This is a genomic window from Veillonella sp. ZSJB6 (genome assembly GCF_051549505.1).
Classification (GTDB): domain Bacteria; phylum Bacillota; class Negativicutes; order Veillonellales; family Veillonellaceae; genus Veillonella.
The window spans coordinates 67,446-92,944 of record NZ_JBPUGE010000001.1 but is presented as its reverse complement, the minus strand read 5'-3'; the positions used below and the strand labels follow the sequence as shown (position 1 = coordinate 92,944).

At 39.8% G+C, this 25,499-nt stretch carries 21 protein-coding genes and 1 other RNA gene; all 22 read right to left on the bottom strand.

The window, feature by feature from the left end; genetic code table 11:
- Positions 1–8: 8 nt before the first annotated feature.
- Positions 9–461 carry a helix-turn-helix domain-containing protein gene (locus ACSV5T_RS00420; RefSeq protein WP_105089411.1) on the bottom strand — a complete coding sequence of 151 codons (453 nt, stop codon included), beginning with the start codon at positions 459–461 and terminating at the stop codon, positions 9–11.
- A gap of 48 nt (positions 462–509) precedes the next feature.
- Positions 510–3,254, bottom strand: a complete 2,745-nt coding sequence (locus ACSV5T_RS00415; protein WP_438319950.1) for a DNA translocase FtsK 4TM domain-containing protein — start codon at positions 3,252–3,254, stop codon at positions 510–512.
- Positions 3,255–3,335: 81 nt separating this feature from the next.
- Positions 3,336–4,637 carry a replication-associated recombination protein A gene (locus ACSV5T_RS00410; RefSeq protein ID WP_438319949.1) on the bottom strand — a complete coding sequence of 434 codons (1,302 nt, stop codon included), beginning with the start codon at positions 4,635–4,637 and terminating at the stop codon, positions 3,336–3,338.
- A 176-nt stretch (positions 4,638–4,813) separates the two neighbouring features.
- A non-coding RNA gene (gene ssrS, locus ACSV5T_RS00405) (6S RNA) lies at positions 4,814–4,986 on the bottom strand.
- Between the two features lie 80 nt (positions 4,987–5,066).
- Positions 5,067–6,872, bottom strand: coding sequence for an aspartate--tRNA ligase (gene aspS, locus ACSV5T_RS00400; protein WP_438320220.1), 1,806 nt, complete (start codon positions 6,870–6,872; stop codon positions 5,067–5,069).
- Positions 6,873–6,880: 8 nt separating this feature from the next.
- Entirely contained in the window at positions 6,881–8,152 is a 1,272-nt protein-coding gene (gene hisS, locus ACSV5T_RS00395) for a histidine--tRNA ligase (RefSeq protein WP_295804711.1), read from the bottom strand.
- A complete protein-coding gene (gene hemZ / locus ACSV5T_RS00390) occupies positions 8,152–9,579 on the bottom strand; it encodes a coproporphyrinogen dehydrogenase HemZ (protein WP_438319948.1) in 1,428 nt (475 codons plus the stop codon). Before hemZ ends, hisS begins: the two co-directional genes overlap by 1 nt.
- Positions 9,572–10,063 carry a Fur family transcriptional regulator gene (locus tag ACSV5T_RS00385; protein ID WP_105089417.1) on the bottom strand — a complete coding sequence of 164 codons (492 nt, stop codon included), beginning with the start codon at positions 10,061–10,063 and terminating at the stop codon, positions 9,572–9,574. Before ACSV5T_RS00385 ends, hemZ begins: the two co-directional genes overlap by 8 nt.
- A 41-nt stretch (positions 10,064–10,104) precedes the next feature.
- Positions 10,105–10,740, bottom strand: a complete 636-nt coding sequence (locus ACSV5T_RS00380) for an MBL fold metallo-hydrolase (protein WP_295868240.1) — start codon at positions 10,738–10,740, stop codon at positions 10,105–10,107.
- Entirely contained in the window at positions 10,740–12,980 is a 2,241-nt protein-coding gene (locus tag ACSV5T_RS00375) for a RelA/SpoT family protein (RefSeq protein ID WP_438319947.1), read from the bottom strand. The genes ACSV5T_RS00380 and ACSV5T_RS00375 overlap by 1 nt, the downstream gene beginning before the upstream one ends.
- 11 nt (positions 12,981–12,991) lie before the next feature.
- Entirely contained in the window at positions 12,992–14,974 is a 1,983-nt protein-coding gene (recJ, locus tag ACSV5T_RS00370) for a single-stranded-DNA-specific exonuclease RecJ (protein WP_438319946.1), read from the bottom strand.
- A 195-nt stretch (positions 14,975–15,169) separates the two neighbouring features.
- A complete protein-coding gene (hydG, locus tag ACSV5T_RS00365) occupies positions 15,170–16,588 on the bottom strand; it encodes a [FeFe] hydrogenase H-cluster radical SAM maturase HydG (protein WP_060923969.1) in 1,419 nt (472 codons plus the stop codon).
- A 289-nt stretch (positions 16,589–16,877) separates the two neighbouring features.
- Complete coding sequence (locus tag ACSV5T_RS00360) at positions 16,878–17,642, bottom strand: ABC transporter permease (RefSeq protein WP_105085890.1); 765 nt, start codon at positions 17,640–17,642, stop codon at positions 16,878–16,880.
- On the bottom strand, positions 17,639–18,295 hold the full coding sequence (locus tag ACSV5T_RS00355) for an ABC transporter ATP-binding protein (protein ID WP_105085891.1): 657 nt from the start codon (positions 18,293–18,295) through the stop codon (positions 17,639–17,641). The genes ACSV5T_RS00360 and ACSV5T_RS00355 overlap by 4 nt, the downstream gene beginning before the upstream one ends.
- A 213-nt stretch (positions 18,296–18,508) precedes the next feature.
- Positions 18,509–18,793: a 50S ribosomal protein L27 gene (gene rpmA, locus ACSV5T_RS00350; protein WP_004696430.1), complete on the bottom strand. Its 285-nt coding sequence runs from the start codon at positions 18,791–18,793 to the stop codon at positions 18,509–18,511.
- Between the two features lie 12 nt (positions 18,794–18,805).
- The gene (locus ACSV5T_RS00345; protein WP_438319945.1) at positions 18,806–19,120 is read right to left on the bottom strand and encodes a ribosomal-processing cysteine protease Prp; all 315 of its coding nucleotides are present in this window, start codon (positions 19,118–19,120) and stop codon (positions 18,806–18,808) included.
- 2 nt (positions 19,121–19,122) lie between these two features.
- On the bottom strand, positions 19,123–19,434 hold the full coding sequence (gene rplU / locus ACSV5T_RS00340) for a 50S ribosomal protein L21 (RefSeq protein ID WP_004698652.1): 312 nt from the start codon (positions 19,432–19,434) through the stop codon (positions 19,123–19,125).
- 204 nt (positions 19,435–19,638) lie between these two features.
- The gene (locus ACSV5T_RS00335; protein WP_105094526.1) at positions 19,639–20,211 is read right to left on the bottom strand and encodes a manganese efflux pump MntP; all 573 of its coding nucleotides are present in this window, start codon (positions 20,209–20,211) and stop codon (positions 19,639–19,641) included.
- 26 nt (positions 20,212–20,237) lie between these two features.
- Positions 20,238–21,665 carry an Rne/Rng family ribonuclease gene (locus ACSV5T_RS00330; protein ID WP_060923974.1) on the bottom strand — a complete coding sequence of 476 codons (1,428 nt, stop codon included), beginning with the start codon at positions 21,663–21,665 and terminating at the stop codon, positions 20,238–20,240.
- A gap of 116 nt (positions 21,666–21,781) precedes the next feature.
- Complete coding sequence (locus ACSV5T_RS00325; protein WP_060923975.1) at positions 21,782–22,477, bottom strand: TIGR03936 family radical SAM-associated protein; 696 nt, start codon at positions 22,475–22,477, stop codon at positions 21,782–21,784.
- Complete coding sequence (locus ACSV5T_RS00320) at positions 22,449–24,332, bottom strand: TIGR03960 family B12-binding radical SAM protein (RefSeq protein ID WP_298698180.1); 1,884 nt, start codon at positions 24,330–24,332, stop codon at positions 22,449–22,451. Before ACSV5T_RS00320 ends, ACSV5T_RS00325 begins: the two co-directional genes overlap by 29 nt.
- Positions 24,333–24,389: 57 nt before the next feature.
- Positions 24,390–25,493, bottom strand: a complete 1,104-nt coding sequence (gene rodA, locus ACSV5T_RS00315) for a rod shape-determining protein RodA (protein ID WP_438320219.1) — start codon at positions 25,491–25,493, stop codon at positions 24,390–24,392.
- Positions 25,494–25,499 lie beyond the last annotated feature (6 nt).

The window sequence follows — 25,499 nt, the reverse complement described above, 5'->3', positions numbered from 1 at the left end:
TCCTTTTATCAGAAAAGGAATAACCAAAGTAAAAATAATGCCATACAGAACAAAATTATGCCTAAAATAATGCGTTCCTGTACAATAGAACGTTGACGTTTACGTTGACGCGTTTCTAAGGACATGCGCTTTTTAGATGTTTGATATTCAACGAATTCACTTTGCACCAAATTTGGTGTCGCTTGCGCTTTCTGCCGTGTAACAGAACGCAAAGAAAAGGTATCTATATCACCTACCTGACTTTGATAAGCTTTCACCAAGCGATCACCATCAAGATCTAAATAATTACCGTAATTACGAATAAAGCCTTTTACGTAGACCTGACCAGGAATGATGTCATACTTACCATCTTCGATAGCTTCTAAATAGGTTGTTTTAATGTGCAGTACTTGCTCCACATCTTTAAAGGTTAAATTACGTCTTACCCGTTCACGTCGTAATTCTTCGCCTAATTCAGCCATTTTCGTTCCTTTCTAACTCTACATACTACTCATATCGTAATCATTTAATTATTGCTCATCATTGGAGTCTGAGAAATATCGCGCCTTAGCTTGTTCAGGGCTCATCAAAATTTCTCGAGCCTTACTGCCCATACTAGGACCAACAATTTTAAGATCTTCCATCGTATCTACTAGGCGAGCCGCACGAGTGTAACCTATGCGGAATCGACGCTGTAACATAGATACAGATGCTTGACCAGATTCCATAACGAGATTAACAGCACGTTCTAATAATTCATCGCGGTAAATATCATTTTCTTCAGATGATTCTTTTTCTGTTTCCTTTTCAGCCTCTTGCGTAACAGTATCATCATATTCTGGTTCTCGTTGAGCTTTTACAAATTCCACAAGATGTTCCACTTCATCATCAGAGATGAATGCACCTTGTACACGAATTGGTTTATTCGCCCCGATTGGAGCAAACAACATATCACCTTTACCAAGTAATTTTTCTGCCCCTGCCATATCGAGGATAGTACGGGAATCAATTTGAGAACCTACGGCAAAGGAAATACGGCTCGGTACATTGGCCTTAATAGAACCAGTAATAACATTAACAGATGGACGTTGTGTAGCAAGTACCATATGAATACCCGCAGCACGCGCCATTTGTGCTAAGCGGCTAATAGATTCTTCAATATCATCAGGAGCTGTCATCATAAGGTCAGCTAACTCGTCAATAATCAGTACGATTAATGGCATAGCCGCCTTAGGATGCGCTTCATTATAGCTCTTAATATCGCGTTTACCAGACGCTGCAAAGGCTTTATAACGAGCCTCCATTTCACGAACGGCCCAACGCAATACAGCAGCTGCTTTTTTCATGTCTGTTACAACTGGCGCCATCAAATGAGGAATGCCGTTATAAATAGACAATTCAACCATCTTAGGGTCGATTAATAATAACTTGACCTCTTCTGGTTTACGACTAAATAGAATACTGGAAATCAATGTGTTAACACATACAGACTTACCAGAACCCGTAGTACCTGCTACGAGCAAGTGAGGCATCTTCGCAAGGTCAGTAATAACAGGTTTACCTGCAATATCCTTACCAAGACCAACTGGAATGCCACCACGAGCATCCTTGAAGTCACTGCAATCAAGAACATCGCGCAAATGTACAGCCTCTGTTGTCTTATTAGGAACCTCAATACCAATAGCGGATTTACCAGGAATTGGCGCCTCCATACGAATATGTTGAGCCGCTAAATTAAGGGCAATATCATCTGTTAAATTAACGATTCGGCTAACCTTCACACCTGGTGCAGGTTCAATTTCATAACGTGTAACAGTTGGGCCTTGCGTTGCATTAACGACCTTAGCAGTAATGCCAAAGTTACTCAATACATTTTCAAGCATCATTGCATTTTGTGCTACTTCTTCACCATTGCTTTGACTCCCCTTCCCTTTCGCCAAAATATCAAGGCTTGGGAAATGGTAAGGTCTATCATAGGTACGGTGAATTTGACCCTCTTTAGACACTGCCACTTGTGCTGTATCTTCTGTAGTACTAATGGTAGACGGTACTTGCAAGCTCATGCCATTCATACCTGCACCAGCACTTACAGAACTTGCAGCAGCACCTGTTCCAGGTACAGCAGAAGCTATAGCAGCGTGATTAGTTTCCAACGGACCAATCGTTGTATTTTGATATGTGAACTCCGGCTGTTCCACATGAGTATTGTCTACTGATTCAGAATCATCTGTATACCCTTCATCTGGAGTATATGTATAATCCTCATCTGGAACATATACATAATCATCACCTGTAGATCTACTAGCATCAGAGAATTGATCGAAATCATCTGCATCATAAGACTTAGCATCACCAGAAGCTTCAGAAATATTCGCCAATTGTTCCGCTGCTCGATTGCGGGCCTCTATCTCGGCTAATTCTTTCCAAGATGTAGGAGCCTTTGGTGTTTCCACAGTTGTCACTGTGTCTACCATAGGTTCATTATCTACAAGTGTACTAGTTTCAAAATTATCTCTATCAGCAGTTATACCGCGTTTTTCCAATGCATCTAGCGCTTGATCGGCAGCATCAGCAAAGCGTGTATCCTTTTCCCTGTTATACGCTTTACGTTGCTCTGCTGCTTCTTTACGTTGTTCGTTCCAGTCTTCAAAGACTTCTTTAGCTACAGCCACCTTTTCAGCAGCCACTTCTTTAGCTACATCTAATCCTACTTGAGTTTTATCCGCCGCTTTTTGCAAGCCACTGCGCAAGGATAAACGGGTAATTAGAATACCAAAGGCAAGTAATAAGAACACATCTAAAATGATAGCCCCTAGTTCACCTAATAATGTGCGAAGGAATGTAGCGATGGCGCCACCTACAACACCACCTTGATTAGCCAATTGTGTTGTGATGAGTTCCTGCCCCTCAGGAACGCGCCACAATGGAACGAGAGCTAGCAAAAATAGGAAGAACAAGGTCATTACAACGCCTCGTTTAGTAATGGAAATAAATGTTCCCTTATATAATAATCGCCAGCCTACCCAGAAAACGCCAAGACATGGAATAATACCGCCTAGGCCAAAGCCATAACGGAATATACCTGTTAAAATCTGTCCTACAAGACCGAGTTCAAAGCCAAAGAACCCGAGCAAGGAAATAACTGCAAAGGCAATTACAATTAAACCTTTAACTTCGCTACGCAAGGAAAACCCTTGAGATTTAGTTTGTTGTTTTGTACTTGTTCGCTTTCGTCGTGTATTGCGTTTTTTGGTGGAAGTTTTTTCTTCTGCCATAAATCTATACAAACCCCTTACTATATAACACTACTGTAAATTAACTTATCATTATATTATAGCATATATCGAAGTATTTAGTTAGCTTTTACGCCGTTCCTCCCAGTCACGAAGTAACTGTTCTTCTTTCCCTCGCTTAATACCATTGTAGTATGTAGCATCTACAAGAGGTGTTGGTAAATACTGCTGCTTTACATAGCCATTTGGATAGTTATGAGCATACTTATAGGTGTTCCCATGGCCTAGTTTGCTAGCCCCACTGTAATGACTATCTTTTAAATGATCTGGAACCTGACCACATTCCTTATGACGCACATCGGCAACAGCTGCATCGATTGCCATATAAGCAGAATTACTTTTCGGCGCTAAGGCTACATAGCAAGCCGCCTCAGATAATATAATGCGCGCTTCAGGGAAACCTACCATATGAGCAGCTTGAGCTGCTGCATTGGCGAGAATTAAAGCTTGAGGGTCTGCTAGACCTACATCCTCAGCAGCACAAATTACGATACGACGAGCAATAAAGTTAGGATCTTCGCCAGCTTCAATCATACGTGCCAAGTAGTGCATCGTTGCTTGCACATCAGAGCCACGCATACTTTTAATAAACGCAGAGATTGTATCATAGTGGCTATCACCTTTTTTGTCGTATGTATAAATACGGCGGCCTACAACCTTTTCAAGGACCTCTATAGTAATAGCCCCTTCATCGGGTACCATTGCTGCAGCTTGCTCTAAAATATTTAACGCCATACGCCCATCGCCATTGACGAAAATCCCCACATCTTCAAGAACCTCATCTGTCACCTGTAGACGACGTTTACCAAGGCCTACCTCTTCATCTGTAATAGCACGGCGCAAAATTTGGCCTATAGCCTTTGGTGTAAGTGCCTCTAAGGTAATTAATCTTAGACGAGATAAAAGAGGTCTATTTACCTCAAAAAATGGATTTTCTGTGGTAGCGCCAATAAGGATGATTGTGCCATCCTCTACACAAGGTAATAACACATCTTGTTGGCTTTTATTAAAGCGATGAATTTCATCGAGGAATAAAATAGTTCGTTGTTGTAAAGATCGCACCCGCTTACGAGCATCCTCTATGATATTACGCAGCTCACTTATGCCCGCATTAGTAGCATTTAAATTTACAAAATGGCTATTGCTAACCTTCGCAATAATACCTGCCAGTGTAGTTTTACCCGTTCCACAAGGGCCATAAAAAAGCATAGATGGAATTGTATCCTTTTCAACCATGGCGCGCAAGAAAGTCCCCTTCCCTACCGCTTTTTCTTGACCATATAAATGGTCTAATGTGGTAGGACGCATACGCACCGGTAACGGTTCATACGTATTGGTAGGCGTCATATCAAATAAACTATCCATTCTATCACCTCAATCCATAACATCTTATCTATTAACTCTAAAGTTTTATTAATCGTACAGTCCAGTAAATTGTATTCATTAAGAATATAATTTATAGATCAATAGCCTATAATAACGATATTGGCTGGTCTTTTCTATATATAGTATATGACATTACATACCATTTTTACACGCAAAAAAGCCCCACCATGCCGTAATGTACCGCGTTTTGATCCTGCTTAGGGCAGGTGGGTGTCCTCCTCATCCTTCAGTTGTCCCGTAAGGGCGTAACGTTCAGACGAGAGTTCGGACTCCCGAAGTAAATGTGTTGGCTCAAAACTGCGATATCACACGCACATGGCAGGGATATCTTATACATAAATAGTATCAGAAAGATTCGTAATTAACAAGTCTTGACATTTCAAATTTAATCAATTCTTGCCTATGTTTTTACACCAAAGATTGCTCTTCTTCTTCCTCGATATCTGGTTTAATATGCAACTCTTTTAATTGCTTAGGTTCTACTTCAGATGGAGCTTGGCTCATGATATCAGAAGCAGATTGAGTTTTAGGGAATGCGATTACGTCGCGGATAGATTGACGTTTTGCCATCAACATAACAAGACGATCAAGGCCGAATGCACAACCAGCATGAGGAGGTGCACCGTATTGGAATGCATCAAGCATGAAGCCGAATTTAGATTTAGCTTCTTCTTCAGATAAACCAATAGCTTTGAATACTTTTTCTTGTACATCGGATTGGTAAATACGCAAGGAACCGCCACCGATTTCAACACCGTTCAATACCATGTCGTAAGCAATCGCTTTTACGCTGCCAGGATCAGATTCCAATTTATCAAGATCTTCATGACGAGGCATTGTGAACGGATGGTGCATTGCAACATAACGTTTTTCATCTTCGTTATATTCAAACATAGGGAAATCAGTTACCCATGTGAATGCCAATTTATCTTGGTCAATCATGTTCATGCGGCGTGCCATTTCAAGGCGCAATTCGCCTAATGCACGTGCCACAGTGGCAGGTTTATCAGCAATCATCAATACAAGGTCGCCACCTTTAGCGCCCATTTTTTCACCGATATTGCGGATTGTATCTTCACCTAAGAACTTCATGATTTGAGACTTGATGGAACCATCTTCATTGAAGCAAGCCCATGCAAGGCCTTTTGCACCGTAACGGTTTACATATTCAACGAGGTCATCAAGTTCACGACGTGGAATACCAGCATCGCCAGGTACAACGATACCTTTAACTACACCACCGTTATCGATTACAGAGCGGAATACTTTAAATTCTGTATCTTTAACAAGATCAGTTACATCAGTAAAGGCCATGTCGAAGCGAAGGTCTGGTTTATCAGAACCGTATTTATCCATTGCTTCATCCCATGTAATACGAGGCATAGGCAATGGAATTTCTTTGCCCAATGTAGTTTTAAATACATGAGCAATCATTTCTTCAAGCATAGAGTAAATGTCTTCTTCATCTACGAAGGACATTTCCAAGTCGAGCTGAGTGAACTCAGGTTGACGGTCTGCACGCAAATCTTCATCGCGGAAGCAACGAACGATTTGGAAGTATTTTTCATAACCAGCAACCATCAAGATTTGTTTGAAAATTTGTGGAGATTGTGGCAATGCATAGAATGTACCAGCATTTACACGAGAAGGTACTAAATAGTCACGAGCGCCTTCTGGTGTAGATTTAGTAAGCATTGGAGTTTCAATTTCCAAGAAATCGCGGCTATCGAAGAAGTCGCGCATTGCTTTCGTTACTTTGTGACGCAAAATCAAGTTGCGTTGCATTTCTGGACGACGCAAGTCAAGGTAACGATATTTCAAACGAATATTTTCATCTACATCGATATCATCTTGAATATAGAATGGAGGAGTTTTAGCGGAGTTCAATACGCGCAACTCTTCACAGAACATTTCGTATGCACCTGTAGGAAGGTTTGGATTAATAGCGGCTTCATCACGTTTTGTAATTTTACCACGTACACAAAGTACATATTCATTACGAACATCCTCTGCTTTGTGGAAAGATTCTACGTTATGATCTGGAGACGCTACCACTTGTACTACGCCAGAACGATCGCGTAGATCCAAGAAAATCAAACCACCGTGGTCACGACGGCGTTCAACCCAACCACATAATACGACCTCTTTACCTACCTCTTGTTCAGAGATGGTGCCACAACCGTGCGTACGGTGTAAGCCTTGCATTGTTTCCATTCTAATTGTCATCCTTTCACCAAAGAAGTTATACGTTCAGAAACTGTATCAAGTGGTACAGTTTCTTGTTCACTAGTTTCCATGAATCGGATTATGGCTTCCCCACGAGCCAATTCATCATCACCCAATATGATAACATATTTTGCATTAATTTTGTTAGCATATTTTAATTGTGCCTTCATACTCTTGCCCTGTCCGTCCATTTCAACAGATACATATGCATCATGTAATGCTTGGCAAATTTTGAAAGCCTCTACCTTAGCCGCATCACCAAGAGCCACTACAAATGCAGATGGTTCAACAGATGGTTCAGGCAATAAGTTTTGTTTTTCAAGTGCTAATAGCAAACGCTCCATGCCCATAGCAAAGCCAATTGCTGGCGTATGAGGACCATCAAGTTCCTCTACAAGGCCATCGTAACGACCACCACCTGCTACGGCACTTTGTGCGCCTAATGGAGTGTATTGTACTTCGAATGCTGTCTTTGTGTAATAATCAAGACCACGTACAAGGCGAGGGTTCAATGTATATTGCACATTAGCAGCCGTTAAATAGGTCTTCAATTCTTCGAAGTGATCATGACACTCTTCACATAAATGTTCGTGAATTTCAGGAGCACCTACGGACAAAGATTTACATGTTTCATTTTTGCAATCCAAGATACGCAACGGATTTTTATATAAACGTTCTTGGCAATCACTGCATAATTGTTCTTTTTTAGGTTCAAAGAATTCAATTAATTTTTCACGATATACAGGGCGGCATGTTGGGCAACCTACAGAGTTCACCTCTACATTAAGGTCTTTAAGGCCAAAGTCTTTCAACAATTGTACAACCATACAGATAACTTCACTATCTACCACTGGAGATTGAGAGCCTAGTACCTCTGCACCAAATTGATGGAATTGACGGTAACGACCTGCTTGTGGTTTATCATGACGGAACATAGGTCCCATGTAATACCATTTTGTAAGGCCTTCTTTACCATATACTTTATTTTCTAAGTATGCACGTACAGCAGAAGCCGTATTTTCAGGACGCAATGTGAAGCTAGAGCCACCATCATCGCCTGTAGTAAATGTATACATTTCCTTTTGTACTACATCTGTAGTTTCACCGATACCGCGCAAGAATAATTTAGTATCTTCAAAGGCAGGTGTGCGAATTTCATTGAACCCGTATACTTTACAAATTTCACGCATACGTTGTTCAATATAGTGCCAATTTATCATTTGCTCTGGCAAAAAGTCTTGTGTACCTCTTGGTTTTCTAATAGCCATTACACAACCTCCCAAAATTTCTCACAAATTCTATGTCGTTTCTCTAATAGTGCATCTATCGTTGCGTGGTAAACATCAACATCCTTTGGCATGTGCTGTTTCAATTGACGATATTCAGGGGCGCGCATCCACTTAGATGAGCTACCAGGTCCCATGGATAGAATACTTTGTCGCTCTTCCATGATCTGAATATTATATTCGCACGCTTTACCTGGCAAGGTATAGCCAATATTCTCTAATTGCCCTCTCATATATTGTTGGCGATATAGATAATATGGCACATAGCCAGCTGCTTCAAGACGCTCTTTACCATATTGTACCATTTCTGCTACGAGATGTTCTTCAGGAATATCATCTTGCATATGTAAATCATACAATGGGCTACCACGTTTTAATGCTAACGTATGAATTGTAACATTTTCCGGCAAATTTTGACATACGTAATCTATATTCTCTACCATGTTTTGCATCGTTTGATGCGGTAAACCTGCAATAAAATCCATATTTACAGCAAATGGTGTATTAACTTTTACATATTGTAACAATTCATCAATATCCTGCGCACTATGTCCACGCCCAATGCGCCGCAAAATATCGTCTTGCATCGTTTGTGGATTAATACTGATACGATTTACACCAAAATCGAGCATAGATCGTATCTTCCGAGGATTAACAGAATCTGGACGCCCCGCCTCTACAGTAAACTCATGTCCTTCCGGCACTAAAACAGATAACTGTTTTAGGACTTGGTGAAAGTCTTCATTCCCTAATACCGTCGGTGTACCGCCACCCATATAGAGGGTATCTACCGTTAAGCCATAAGACTGAGCAATATCTTTCATATCATCCATATCACGGCCTAAAGCTGTTAAAAATTGACTTTTATCAGTGTAATCCTGATAAAGACCATAAGGAAACGAGCAGTACACACAACGCGTATCACAGAAAGGAATGCCACAATAGAGACTCACCTTTTTATCGTCTGTATCAGCCAAAAATGGACGTTGATACTCGCCGATGGCCCCCAACGTTGTAAGCTTTTCCATAGACACAGAAAACTCGTCCCTAATGTGACGAGTTGCTGCGTGGACAGAGCCATATGTATCTATATATTTATGTAATAGCTTTGTAGGGCGCACACCGACCATAGTCCCCCATGGAGCATCGGCTGGCAAGCCTTGATATTCACGCAGATAGCGCAATAAGGCTTGGCCAATTCGACGACGACCCATAGATGAAATATCACCGTCAAAAGTTTTTACGACCTCACCAATGGTTACAGTCAAACGATATAAACCGTCTACCTCTATAGCCTCTAGAAGAACCTCTGGATTAACTTTATCAGAGAATAAACCAGCAGCACCACAGTTATGGGCTACTACGGAGCCAAGTGGTAATGGCCCCGTATATAGATATCCATTAAGCATGGTGATGAGCCATACGTTCTAATTTTTCAAGTTCTGCTTCAGTCATATGATTTTGGCAATCGCTGCAGTACCCATATACTTTCAATTGATGGTCAATAGTGCGGAAGTTCAATTTTTTAGCGATGATGGACTCTAATGTTTCAAGCATATCGTCTTCGAACTCAGATACTTTACCACATTTTACACAAATCAAATGATGATGGAAATGAGCGAACTCTTCATCATTTAATTCGTAACGGTTACGACCATCACCGAAATCAAGACGTTTTAACAAATCAAGTTCAGTGAATAGATCAAGTGTTCTGTAAATAGTAGCTAAGCCGATATCAGGAGCTACTTCTTTTACAAGTACATATACGTCTTCAGCGCTCAAATGATTTTCATCAGCATCGATGAAGGCTTGTAAAATTGTTTGACGTTGTGTAGTCAATTTGTATTTTTTATCTTTAATGCGTTCTTTTAATTTCTCTAATGTTGTGTTCATGATAACTATCCCCTTTACTTCTTACAAAAGTTTTATAAAACCTACGCCCCAACGAATGGGTTGTATTGTTTTTCATAACCTATATTTGTTTCTGGTCCATGACCAGGATATACCATTGTATTGTCAGGCAATTTATAAAGCTGAGTTTTAATGGATTCCATTAATGTCTCATAAGAACCATTTGGAAAATCTGTACGACCTACGGAATCTCTAAAGAGAGTATCTCCTACAAATACAAGACCTTCCATGTAATAACATACCCCACCTGGCGTATGCCCCGGTGTTTCAAGCACTTCAAGGTCAATAGCACCACAGGTAATGTGGTCACCTTGTTTAACCTCGATAATGTCAGCCTTTACCTTGATTGGTGTTGGATTACTATAAGCGCTGAGATTGAGTTCAGGATCTGACAGATACGGTATATCACCCTTTTGAATATATACAGGCACATGATATGTATCTACAATCTCTTGAACGCCACCAATATGATCACCATGACCATGGGTTAATAAAATCGCCTTTGGTTTCAAGTCGTGCTTCTTTAGAGACTCTAATACTTCAGCAGTAGCAGGATCAATAATGAAAGCTTCGCCTACCGCTTTATCTCCAATAACATAACAATTAGTCCCTAATGGACCTAATGGCATGCGCATAAGCACTAATTGTTGTTCACTCATTAAGCCCCTCCTTTACTACGCTGTACTGTATATACTTCACGAATACGGCGCAACTTAGTCATAACAAAATCAAGTTGTGAAATATCACGGATATCGGCCACAACATTGATACTTACAGTTTTAGTATCTTCTTGAACCTTAGCATTGATGTTTGTAATGGTGATTTTTAACTCTGAAAGTACTGCCATAACCTCCATCAACAGACCATTTCGATCGTATGCTTGAATATCGATGCCTACATGGAAGGATTCACCAGAGGAACCATCCCAAGAAACTTCAATCATACGCTCTAAATCTTCTGGCGTATGGCCAAGGCTCGTACAATCGGAGCGATGGACAGATACACCACGACCACGCGTGATGTATCCGATGATATCATCACCAGGAACTGGGCTACAGCATTTCGCCATACGTACCATGACACCAGCTTCCCCTTTTACGAGAACGCCCGTACCATTCTTGGTCGTTTTTGGCCCTTGAGCTTTTAACTTCTCAATGATTTGTTCAGTGCTGCGCTTAGATTCTTCTGCTTCTTTAGATTTTTTATAAAGTTCAATTAACCGCAAGAGAACAGTGCTGACAGGAATACCACCATAGCCACAAGCAGCAAACATTTCCTCTTCAGTACCTGCTTTCAGCTGTTTTGTAACTTGTTGGAGACGATTATCAGCGATTAATTCTTTCCAACTATAGTTTAATCGTTTTGCTTCTTTTTCAAGTGCTTCTAGGCCTTTTTCAATATTTTCAGCTTTATTTTCACGCTTGAACCAGTTGCGAATTTTGCTCTTACTTTCAGAAGAGCCTACGATATTAAGCCAATCAAGACTTGGGCGACCTGTTTTAGATGTAATAATATCTACAATATCGCCATTTTGTAAGGTGTAATCTAGCGGTACAATTTTACCGTTTACCTTAGCCCCTACACAGCGATGACCAACATCGGTATGAACACGGTACGCAAAATCAAGTGGAACCGAACCGATAGGCAATTTAACAACATCGCCCTTTGGTGTGAATACAAATACCTCACCAGAGAAAACGTCTAGTTTTAACGCATTAACTAGTTCTGTTGGATTACTTGTATCTTGCCATTCAAGGACTTGGCGTAACCAGGCAACCTTTTGGTCGAAATCCTTATCGCCATTTTTATTGCCTTCTTTATAGCGCCAATGAGCAGCAACACCATACTCAGATACACGGTGCATTTCCCATGTACGAATTTGGATTTCTACAGGTTGCCCCATGGTACCGATAACCGTTGTATGCAAGGATTGATACATATTAGATTTCGGCATGGAAATGTAATCCTTGAAACGATATGGCAATGGTTTCCACAAGCTATGCGCAATACCTAGTACGGCATAGCAATCTGGAATTGTATCAACAATAACGCGAACAGCAAGCAAGTCGTAAATTTGAGATAAATCACGGTTGTCCTTTTTCATCTTCTTGTAAATACTGTAGAAGTGTTTTGGACGACCTTTGATATCGGCCTTAATATGAGCTTCTCCTAAAGCTTTAGTGAGTTGACTCATCGTATCATTTACAATGTCCTCACGAGCTTGGCGTTTTTGTTTCATTTGATCTACAAGATCATAATATTTTTCCGGCTCTAAATAGCGGAATGATAAATCTTCTAGTTCCCATTTCACATTGAAGATACCAAGGCGATGTGCTAGAGGAGCAAAGATTTCTAATGTTTCCTTTGCAATACGCTTTTGTTTGTCGCTACGCATATGCTTTAAGGTACGCATATTATGTAAGCGGTCACCCAATTTGATAACAACGACGCGCACATCCTTCGCCATAGCCAAAATCATCTTCCGATAATTTTCCATTTGGCGATCTTCTTTTGTTTCATATTGAAACTGGTTTAATTTCGTTACACCATCAACGAGGAAAGCCACCTCAGAGCCAAACATTTTCTCTAAGTCTTCCTTCGAATACGATGTATCTTCAACTACATCATGCATAAGTGCAGCCATAAGCGTAATATGGTCGATTTGTAAGTGTGCCAAAATTTCAGCTACTGCTAGTGGATGCATGATATATGGCTCACCAGAAGCTCTTAATTGACCTTCATGAGCCTTATCAGCAAGTTCAAAAGCCTTCAATACTTGGTTACACTCATCATCTGTTAAATAGGTATGGATATATTCCATAAATTCAGCTAAAGCTTTTTCTTTGTTGAATGTACCTTGTTCAACCAAAGCTTTACCTTCTTCATTTACAGTTGTCATGGTGTCACCTCCTATACACTATAGGTAAGAAATGTTACGGATGTGACAAGATCTAATTTTCCTTCAACGGCATTCCATCTTAGCATTAATTGACCATCATCACTTGTATATTCTTCGATGATGCCCAACTCCTTAAAAACATCTAAGGATGTAAGGGCACTACGATTATTTTGATCTGCCGGCTTGCGGCGCAAAATTTCTTGTTCCACATTGTAAACCGATTGACTACGACCACGCATAGCTTGTTTGACTATGACATACATTTGTCTAAGCCCTTCTGTTGAAAGTGTAATAGGCTCTTCATTCAATGGTTCAATAGCTTGGATCATAAGCTGTGGAGAAACCATCCCTTGCCATTCATTCTTTTGCAATGAAAATGCTACTTTCACCACAGTTCCAACAAATATGGTTTTAAACAAATCTGGACGATTCCAAGCAATGGCATCTAACGTGCCACTTGAGGTTTCTAAAATCACCTTACAATGATTTTTTAACTGACCCATAAGCATAATATCTTGTACCGTTGCTTCCATAACGGCAAAGACCGGCGTACTATTAGCCATACCATACGGTTCAAGGGCTGATACGCGGTCAATGATATCTACATCGATATCATCAACGGGTAGTTCCGCATCAATAGCAACGACAGGAATGTATTCTTCCGGTGTTACATGCTCTTTACAATACGCCGTTAAGCGGTCTCGTAATTCATCTATACGACTTGCATCAATACTAAAGCCTGCTGCTGCAGCATGACCACCAAACTGTAGTAACACATCTTCACAGGACTTGAGTGCATCGTAGATATTAAAGCCATCAATACTGCGGCAGGACCCTTTACCAACGCCATCATGAATACTGATGACTAAGGTTGGTTTATAAAACTCCTCAACTAAACGAGAAGCCACGATACCGATAACACCAGGATGCCAGTCTTCACCAGCCACCACCGTTACATAATCCGCTTTATGACCTTGATTAGCCACATCGATGCGAGCAAGTTCATGAATATTCCGCTCCAGTTCTTGGCGTTCACGGTTAGTTTCATTTAATTCCTCTGCAATAGCTTCTGCCGTATCAGCATCATCGGTAACAAGTAACTCAACAGCACGTGTTGCATGCGTTACGCGACCTGCTGCATTAAGGCGAGGTGCCAAAGTAAAACCGATATGTCCAGATGTTATAGTTCGTTCATGGAGACCTGCTACATCGATAAGCTTTTTAATGCCTAAATTAGGATGACTATTCATCTTCTCTAAGCCTGCTTTTACAATGATGCGGTTCTCACCGACTAACGGTACTACATCTGCCACAGTACCTAATGCGACAATATCTAAATCATCTAAATACCATTCACCATATTTTGTAAGCCATAAGGCTTGGCATAATTTAAAGGCAACCCCAACGCCGGACAAGTTTTTATCCTTATAAGGACAATCCTTCTGCTTGTGGTTAATAACAGCCTTTGCTCGTGGAATCAAATCTGGTGCCGTATGATGATCCGTAATAATCATATCAATACGGTCACGTACAGCCTCTACAATATCGTAAGAGCTAATACCGCAGTCTACGGTAATAACTAGAGCCGTCCCTCGCTCTATAAGGTGCTCTAAAGCCTCTAAATTGAGTCCATAACCTTCGCTTTGACGCTCTGGTATGTAATAGGTAACATCGGCACCTAATTTCTTTAAAAATCGATATAGAACAGATGTTGCAGTAATACCGTCTACATCATAATCGCCATAAATAACGATTGGTTTATGCTTTTCAATTGTCTCCTGAACTAGCGAAACAGCTACATCCATATCTTTTAATGTGAATGGATCTAACAAATCTGACAAAGAACCTTGTAAAAACTTCCGCCCTTCGTCAACATCTATGTGGCGATTTACCATTAATTTTGCCACAATAGGATTTACACCAAGTTCACGGATTAAGATATTTTCTTGTTCTTTGTCGCTTGTAGAAATGCGCCAACGTTTTTTCTTAATCATCATATCCCTCAGTAGTTTATAATCAATATTATTATAATAATTCAACGTATTATCATTATCATTTTTATTTATTATACATCAAAAAGCGAATAAAATAAACCATTTTATATATTTTATTCTCATTTAACTTTTGACATTTTCTCAACAAAAAAGAACCTCCCATTATCAATAGGAGGTTCACGATCAGTGAATTACTTAGAACCGGAAGTCTCGTTCGCCGTCTTTCATCTGTGCAATATAAGCTTTAGCTTTATCTTTAACTAAATCATTTTTGATATTTTCTAACTGTTGTTCAATAACCTTAGCGCCATGAGCTTTAGTTTTTTCGTCACCATAATCCATGATGTATTCGTTTAATGTCATCAATGCATTAGGTTGGCAACAGTTATGGATTTGGCCGGATTTAGCGAGGGCCATAAATCTGTCCCCTGTTCTACCTGCTCGATAGCATGCAGTACAGAAACTAGGCACATATCCAAGATCTAGTAACCAATCTACGATTTCATCTAATGTACGTGTGTCACTGCGATCAAATTGAGCCGAATTATCCTCTGGTTTCTCTTCTTCTTTATAACCACCTACGCTAGTACGAGAGCCACCACTAATTTGGGAGATACCTAATGCCAATCCGCGTTCACGCATGGATTGACTTTCACGGGTAGACATAATCATACCTGTATACGGTGTGGATACACGAATAAGAGCAACGATTTTCTCAAATATATCGTCAGGTACAGCATTACTGAAATCATCTACATCGATATCATCAGCTGGACAAATACGAGGTACAGAAATTGTATGTGGACCTACACCAAATACTGCTTCTAAATGCTCTGCATGCATCAACAAACCTACAAAATCATATTTATAATGTTCTAAGCCATAAAGAACACCGATACCTACATCATCAATGCCACCTTGCATAGCGCGGTCCATCGCCTCTGTATGGTAGGCGTAGTCGCTCTTAGGGCCTGTTGGATGAAGTGCTTCGTAGTTTTCTTTATTGTACGTTTCTTGGAATAATGTATATGTACCAATACCAGCTTCATGTAATTTCTTGTAATCCTCAACGGAACAAGCTGCAATATTTACGTTTACACGGCGAATTTCGCCATTTTTATTTTTAATACCGTAAATAGTCTTGATAGATTCCAAAATATATTCAAGAGGATTATTAAGAGGATCTTCACCAGACTCAATAACAATGCGCTTATGCCCCATTGCTTCTAAGGCAATAACCTCTTCTCTAATTTGGTCTTGAGTCAACTTTTTACGTTTAATATCGCGATTTTTAGAGTGGTACGGACAGTATACACAACCATTAATACAATAGTTAGACAAATATAATGGTGCAAATAGAACGATGCGATCACCATAAATAGCTTTCTTGATTTCTTTAGCTAACGCATAAAGCTTTTCCTTATATTCAGGCAACGGACATTCTAATAGAACAGCTGCTTCTCTATGGTTTAACCCCTTAAATGTAGCAGCTTTTGCTAAAATAGCATCTAACAACTCCCTATTTTCCTTGTTTTCCTCTGCATAGGCAAGGGTGTCAAGGATTTCCTGATGGGAAATAAATTCCTCCGCCTTTGGAGATTTTACATCATACATAGTACTTACCTCAAATCTTTCTAGTGGCAATGCCACCCCTCTTTAGGTATATGAAAGTATATGACAACCAGTCTTCTGGTATTTCACTGATACTGTACATAGTATACCACTATTCCTACTAAAAAACATAGGAATTTGACACACAATAATAAAAGGTTACTCCCTCATAAGAGGAAGCAACCTTTATAGTATGGGAATTTCTAATTTATATCGATTATCTATATCGAATATGACTAAAATGTATGTAATTAAATTAATTCCTTATTTACTATTAAGATTTTAATAGAAATTACTTATATAATTGATTTCTAGTATTAAAAAATGTCCTATAAGACAACTGACAGGTAATAAAACAAGCAATCGATATAGTGGATAACGACATAAATGTAACGATCATTTGATATTTTACAGCTTCTAATGGAGGCATGCCTGCTAGGATAAGGCCTGTCATCATCCCCGGCAGCGCTACGATACCTAATGTCTTGGCACTATCTACAGTAGGTTGTAGACCCGTCTTTATAACATCACGAACTATTGCTTTCGAAGCTTGTTTAGGTGTACTACCCAAGGCTAATTTAATTTCCACCTCTTGTTTACGCAATTCAAAATTTGATAGCATTTGACGATAACAAAGCCCAATGGCTACCATAGCACCACTAATGACCATACCACCAACAGGAATCAATTGGTACGCAGTAAAACTAAGCACGCCAGTTACCAATAAAATAGATAAGGTTATCCATGCACCAATGGTGATAGCAAACCAAGAAATCCATAACGCATGCGGAATCCCTTGCCCTCGTTTAGCTGAGTTATAAGCGGCATTAAAAGCCATAAATCCAAGTAAGCCAATAATAAATATTGGACTTTCCGTACTAAAAATATAGGATAAAATAAACCCGATGACTAATAGTTGAACTGTAGCACGTATAGCACTGATGAAAATATCCTTTTCTAGCTTCAATTCTTGTCGATAAGACATAATCATACTAATAATAACTAGCACTGATGCAAGGCACAACGATATAGTAGATATAGTTTGAAACTGACTCATATCAGTACCTCCTCTTTAGCTAATTGACCGTCTACGATAGTGATGCGGCGATTTGCAGTACGCAAGCTTTGCTCTTCATTATGAGTAATGGAGATAATGGTGATCCCCTTTTTATGAAGCTCATCAATAACATTTTCTACAATAGATGTATTCGTCGCATCTAAGGCAGACGTAACCTCGTCTAAAAGCAACACTTTAGGCTCAAAAATAAGGCTCCGAATAAGGCATATTCGTTGCATTTCACCACCAGACAACTCATCATTACCGCGCTCCATATAATTTAGTGGCATATGTAGTAGATCAAAGAGATATTCTATACGACTCATATCCGGTTTTAAACCGCGAATATCATAAGGAAATAGAATATTACGACGTACTGTTTTCGCAAACAAATAAGGTCTTTGAAAGCAGTAGCCCACCTCTCTACGATAAGATTCAGGATCTATAGCCGTTAAGGGACGATCATTATAAGTAATAGTTCCCGATGTAGGACTAATCAGATCACTACATAATTTTAAAAGTGTACTTTTACCACTTCCAGAAGGACCTACAATAGTAATATAATCGCCTTGATTTACCGATAAAGATACATCACTGATAATAGATTTGTCTTTTACAATATAAGATATATTTGATAATTCTAGCAGCGCCATAAAGCCCCCTATCTCGTCATATGTGTATTAAAAGCAAAATATCGGCTCACTGTTGCTAGTTATTTAGTATTCTTAAGCATAATGATTCTAATTATGATATCATTGCCAATATGATAATGCTAAACTTAATTATAATATATCTATCAGACACATACTACAGAAAGCAAAAAATCCCTAGTGGAAAACCACTAGGGATTAATAGTCTTTGTAAAATTAAGCTTCTACAGGGTATACGCTAACTTTACGGTTGTAACGACCAGCACGTTCGAATGCTACTTTACCAGGCACAAGTGCGAATAAAGTGTCATCTTTACCGATACCTACGTTAGTACCAGGGTGGAAGTGAGTACCACGTTGACGAACGATGATGTTACCGCTCTTTACGATGGAACCATCATGGCATTTAACACCAAGACGTTTAGATTCACTGTCACGACCATTACGAGTACTGGACACACCTTTTTTATGTGCGAACAATTGCAAATCAAAAGTAAACATTAAGTTCACCTCCTATATTTCGTGTATTTGGACAAACTCTGGATATTGACGGCTAATTTCCTTTAAACCAAGGATCATAGTCCCCAGAATATCCTGTCCACTCTGGTTAATTGTACCAGAGAGAACCATATCACATCGACCTTCGCTATTCGTATATTCCCCTTCTTGCTGAGCAATCTGGGTAAGTCCTAACATTGCCGTTGCCGTTAAAGCAGACACTGCAGCACATACGATATCGAAGCCATGCTCATCATATCCTGCATGACCGGATAGGTGACAACCAATGACTTGACCATCACTATTCCGCTGGATTTCAATAGAAACCATAATTAAGCTTGGATAGATTCAATACGAACTTTTGTGAACGGTTGACGATGGCCTTGACGACGACGGTAGTTGGATTTAGCTTTGTATTTGAATACTAAGATTTTTTTACCTTTACCATGCTCAAGAACTGTACCTGTAACTTTTGCACCGTTTACAAGAGGAGCGCCAACTTTAACGTCGCCGTCATTCACTACAGTCAAAACTTCTTCGAATGTAACGGACTCGTTAGCAGCTGCTTCCAATTTTTCGATAGTAATTACATCGCCTTCAGCAACGCGATATTGTTTACCACCAGTTTTAATAATTGCGTACATGAGAACACCTCCTTGTTATCGAACTCGCTGAATTCGGTATCCCGACCCGAACTTCGGTCGGGCGTTTAAACCTGCTTCACGCGGATTGCAAAGTTCAGTAAACCGAACTAATACTGATATAGTATATCGTATTTACCTATCTATGTCAAACAAAATTCAACATACATAGCTCAGTTTATGATACTTTCATATATATACAAACCTCTAAAATTCTCCAATAATACCGAGGTGTTGTAAAAGTATTTTTGTACCGATGAGAATCAATACACCCCCACCTAGTATGTCTGCATATTTTCCCACGAACTGGCCCATAAATTTGCCTAGGTACACACCAATAAGAGAAATACCAAAGGTAATTACCCCTATCATAGTAGAGGCTTCCCATACATTAATAGGTAGAAAAGCAAAGGTTAAACCAACCGCCATCGCATCAAGGCTAGTTGCGACAGAAAGCATAATCATTTCCCAAGCGCCTAAAAACTGTTTATCATCATCTTCATCGTCATCACTAAGGCCTTCTCGTATCATAGCAACACCTAAATAGCCCAGAAGTCCAAAGATAATCCAATGATCCCATTCAGATATGACATCGATAAACTGGCGACCAATAAGCCAGCCCATAACAGGCATGAGAAACTGGAATAACCCAAATAAGAATGCCAATGTAACCTTTCGGCCATTTTCACCTACCGGCATTGATAAACCTTTACCAATCGATACACCAAAGGCATCCATGGCTAGACCAATACTAATTAATATAATTTCAAATACAGACACGAAACTCACCTATAAAAACTACTTACTTATTCTGCTACTGCCATCAAAGAATATCCTTCTCGGCTAATTTGTGAATTCACTACAATCGAAATCTTACGCCCTATAGAATCGCCTAACTCCTCAAGGACAGCCTTAGTTAAGTATTGGGCTACCTCTGGATGTACTTCGATTTCTAGATTAGATTTAATGCGACCTGATTTAAACAGCTCACGTATACGACGGATAATTTGCATGTATACAGTTCTACCTGACAACATGTATCCAGTGCCTCCACATTGAGGACATGTATCAAACATCAAAGTTTGCAAACCTTGACGGGCACGCTTTCTTGTCATCTCCACAAGACCAAGCGAACTAATACCACATACTACAGTTTTCATCTTATCTAACTTGGCCTGTGCGCTCAACAATTTTAACAACTCTTGTTGATGGGACTTATCCTTCATATCGATAAAATCGACGACGATAATACCACCAATATCGCGCAATCGCAATTGTCGACAAATTTCCTTTGCCGCCTCTTTATTGACTGTAAAAGCCAGATCTTCTAACTTATTAGACTTACCTGTGTAATGAGCCGAGTTTACATCAAATACGGTGAGAGCCTCCGTATGATCAATACGGATAGAGCCACCGGAAGGTAGATTGATATCACGAGAGATAAGATCTTCTAATTGTGGTTCAATATGATTAGCTTTAAAGATAGGTGTGCTACCACGGTGACGTGTCACTTTAATTTGCTGTGATGTAGGCCCATGACCTAAGAGGTCCATCAATCGAGACTCGCCCATATCAGAATCTACAATAATCTCTTCTACATTGCGATGCGCATAGTCTCGCACAAGGCGGAACCAAAAATCCGCATCACTATAGAGATCAGTACCACTCTTAGCCACCTTAAATCGTTTTAACACATGTTGCCATGTACGCCATAGATATTCCATATCACGACCGATTTCGTCAGCACTAGCCTTGGCAGCTGCGGTACGAATAATAAATCCACAGCCTTCCTGTACATAAGGCGCTGCTAATTCTTGTAATTTAGCACGTACTGCTTCATCAGTAATTTTCTTAGAAATATGCATGCCTTCAGAATATGGTAAAAGCACCATAAAACGTCCTGCCAAACTCACATCAGCTGTAACGCGAGCGCCTTTACCAAGCATTTCCTCTTTTACCACTTGTACGAGAATTTGTTGCCCTACAGATAGGCGTGGCAAGATTTTCTGTTCTTTCCCCTGTTGAAGGTTCAAGTACGCATTTTGCGAGCCTCCTATATCAACAAAGGCCGCTTGCATACCATTTAACACGTTCTTAACAGTGCCCTTATACATATGATTTGCCATATGAGACTCATCAGTACGCTCTAAGACAAAGTCTACTAACTGCCCTTCTTCGTCGATAACAGCCATGCGGATTTCTTCTCGCATAACATTGACCAAAATTTTATGCATCCTATCCCTCCCTTCGTTCAATTTAAAATATATAGCTCTTTTAAAGCACTAAAGCGTATATAAATCGCTTATGATTTATGTAAAGATATTAGTAATTTAGATGTATATAACGAGTATTAGTAGTTAATTTCCAATGGAGTGTAACGACCATCTTCATTTTCCACCATAATCGCTTTACGATGAATTTCATAGCCACTTGTAATAGGCCAATTATATTGGTCTTTACCAAGATTCCACACTTCGCTAGGTTTGATTGTACCTTGCGGATAGATGCCAATGCCCATAGTAAGGGTTACCATACCGTCCTTAACAGATGCTACGATAGGTTCTTTTACAAATTCTTTCACATCAATAGTGCGAGTTTTCTTAGGCGTTACCTTTTCATAAGAAATCTCCGTAGCTTCATTGAAAGGTTTTAGTAATGCATTCCAATCAGCGTTTTCATCTGTTACAGGGCCTGTTACCTCATAAATAGCAAAGTTACAGATAGCCATCATCTTTTTAACCTTTTCAGGCATTTCCTTGCCACCTAGCACCTCAAGACCTGGCGGTGCTACGCGATTCAAACGCTCCATAATAGACTCTAAAGAGTCCTCTTCTAGCACATCCATATCGATATATTCAGCCGCCGCTGTTACACCTAGGGCAAGTGCAGAGGAAAAGCTAATTTTCATATGTGGATTAAAGCCTTCAGAATAAGCCATTTTAATTTCTGCGCGGCGAATCATACGTTCTACTGCTTGTGCATAATCAAGGTGCGACAAGAATCGCAATTTTTCGCCTTTATTTAAGGCCAAACGTAACTTTTTCAACTCTGCCACCCTCCTTATAGTCAATAATTGCAGTATTTAGCTCTGGACATACGTTACAGCCCTTACATGGACCGCGACGGCAATCACTTGTTAAGTTTGCCTCTACCGCTTGTTCCCACTCTCGTTTCAAGAAAGCTTTACTTACAGTGCAATCCAAATGATCCCAAGGTAATGGTTCGTCAAAATCACGAGTACGACGTGCAAAATATGCAGGATCCAAACCACAGTCAGCGAATGCTTTTAACCAAGTTTCATAGTTGAAGAACTCAGTCCAACCATCAAATTTACAACCTGCTTCCCAGGCTTTTACAAGAACTTCAGATAATCTACGGTCCCCACGAGCAAAGGCAGCCTCCATGTAGCCCGTATAGCCATCATGGTAATGATAAGAAATATTGCGATTATTGATGAGAGATTTTAAGTAGCGTTGTTTACGATGAATTTCCTCTACATCTTGTTGACCATACCATTGGTATGGAGAATGTGTTTTTGGCACAAAGAAGGATACGCTCACAGTTACAGAACCATTGCGTTTACCCGTAATATCACGGTGTAAATCAAGCACCTTGTACGCCAAATCAGCAATACCTGCTAGGTCTTCATCAGTTTCAGTAGGAAGGCCCATCATGAAGTACAGTTTAACTGTATTCCACCCAGATTTAAAGGCATTTGTACACGCTGCCAATAAATCTTCTTCGCTAACGCCTTTGTTGATAACATCGCGCATGCGCTGTGTACCCGCTTCAGGAGCAAAAGTAAGACCACTCTTACGTACTTGTTGCACCTTTTTTGCAATATCGATGGAGAAACTATCGATGCGCAAGGATGGCAAGCTTACGCTCACTTGTTTGTCTTTGAACTCTTCCATGAGCATGTCTACCAGCTCTGGCAATTTAGAATAATCCGCAGAGCTTAAGCTCATCAAAGAGATTTCATTATAACCAGTGTTAGCAATCGTATCCTTAGCAATTTGAAGCAAACGCTCTGGCGTCTTTTCACGAACAGGGCGGTATAGCATTCCCGCTTGGCAGAAACGACAACCACGTGTACAGCCGCGGAATAATTCTAGTACTGCTCGGTCATGCACGATATCTAAGAAAGGCACTACAGGTTTTGTAGGATAAAATACATTTTCTACATCCTCTACGATGCGTTTCTCTACAGCTGCCGGTACCTCTTCAAAGCGAGGTGTAATAGATTTAAAATCACCTTGTTCTGTGTATTCTACATCGTATAACGCTGGACAATAGGTACCAGGAATTTGAGCCACTTTACGCAAAAACGCCTCTTTACCACCAGGGAAACCTTTTGCTTTTTCAGCTTTATAGAGGTCGATAAATTCATCGCCCCATTCTTCGGATTCACCGAGAGATACAATATCAAAGAAATCTGCAATAGGCTCTACATTAAATGCACATGGGCCACCACATACGAGTAACGGGAAATCCATATCACGATCTTTAGCGTACATAGGAATGCCAGCCAAATCGAGCATATTCAAAATATTAGTAAAGCTCATCTCATATTGAAGCGTAAAGGCTAGTACATCAAAGTCTTTAATAGGCGTACGAGTTTCCAAAGAGAATAAAGGAATGTTGCGCTTGCGCATTTCCTCTTCCATATCATGCCACGGAGCAAACACACGTTCCGCTGCTGCATCTTCACGACGGTTTACAAGACCATATAAAATTTTGATGCCCAAATGGCTCATAGCCACTTCGTATACATCTGGAAAAGCTAATGCCATTGTTACATCAACAGTACTGTGATCTTTTACGATACTGTTATATTCGCCACCCGTATAACGAGCAGGCTTTTGGACATGTTGTAACCATGACGTATCTAATTGAATCATACATCCTCCGTCTTTTCTGAAAGACTTCTTTCACAATCAATCCTATATATAGGTTATTTAAAAAATATATTTTGTCCGTTGCATTGCGATATTTAACAAAATACCAATACTCAACATATTCGTAGTCAATGCACTAACACCATAACTAAGGAATGGCAATGGAATACCTGTAACAGGCATAATACCAATGGTCATGCCTACATTAACGAGTACCTCAAAGGTAAACATGGTGCCAATCCCTGTAGCTAGTAACATACCAAAATTATCATTACACATATATGCTACTTTAATGCTGCGATAAATCAGCATAAAGAGCAAAAACAACACGATAATACAGCCTACAAAGCCAAATTCTTCACCAATAACAGAGAAAATAAAGTCCGTATGGTTTTCTGGTAAGAAGTTCAACTGACTTTGTGTGCCATTAAAGATACCTTTGCCAAAAATCAAACCTGAACCAATGGCAATCTTAGATTGAATAATATGATAGCCAGAGCCAAACGGATCAATATCTGGATTTAAAAATACGAGAATACGTTGTTTTTGGTATTCTTTCAGTACAAACCAGCCTAACGGCATCAATAATAAACCAGTGCCTGCGATGATTTTTATGAGTCTAGTTTTAATGCCAGAGATAAATAACATCCCCACAAAAATGGCAATGTACACAAGAGATGTACCTAGGTCAGGTTGTAAAAATACAAGTCCAATAGGTACCCCAACATATAATACAGGCAATATTAAAGACTTAAATGTATCTAACTTGCCAATACGAGGCTCTAGCATTTTGGCCATACAGATAATCATCAATAATTTAGAAAATTCTGATGGCTGAATGGTAATAGGACCCAGTTGAATCCACCGTTGAGCACCCAATGCAGATGTACCAACGGCCATAACGGCAATTAACATCAAAAGGGTAATGCCATAAATGATATTGCCCCAATCCTTTAACCGATGGTAGTTAAGAAATTGCATGCCTATCACAACGGCTACATTAGCTAGGAAAAATATGAGTTGTTTTACTACTAAACTACCAAATCCAATAGGCTCTTGATTAACATGCGTTGCACTGCCAATGGCTGCTAAACCAATACAAACAAGTAAGAAAGTACATATGATAATAGCCCAGTCGCTATCGTTCCATAGTTTCCGCCACATCATATC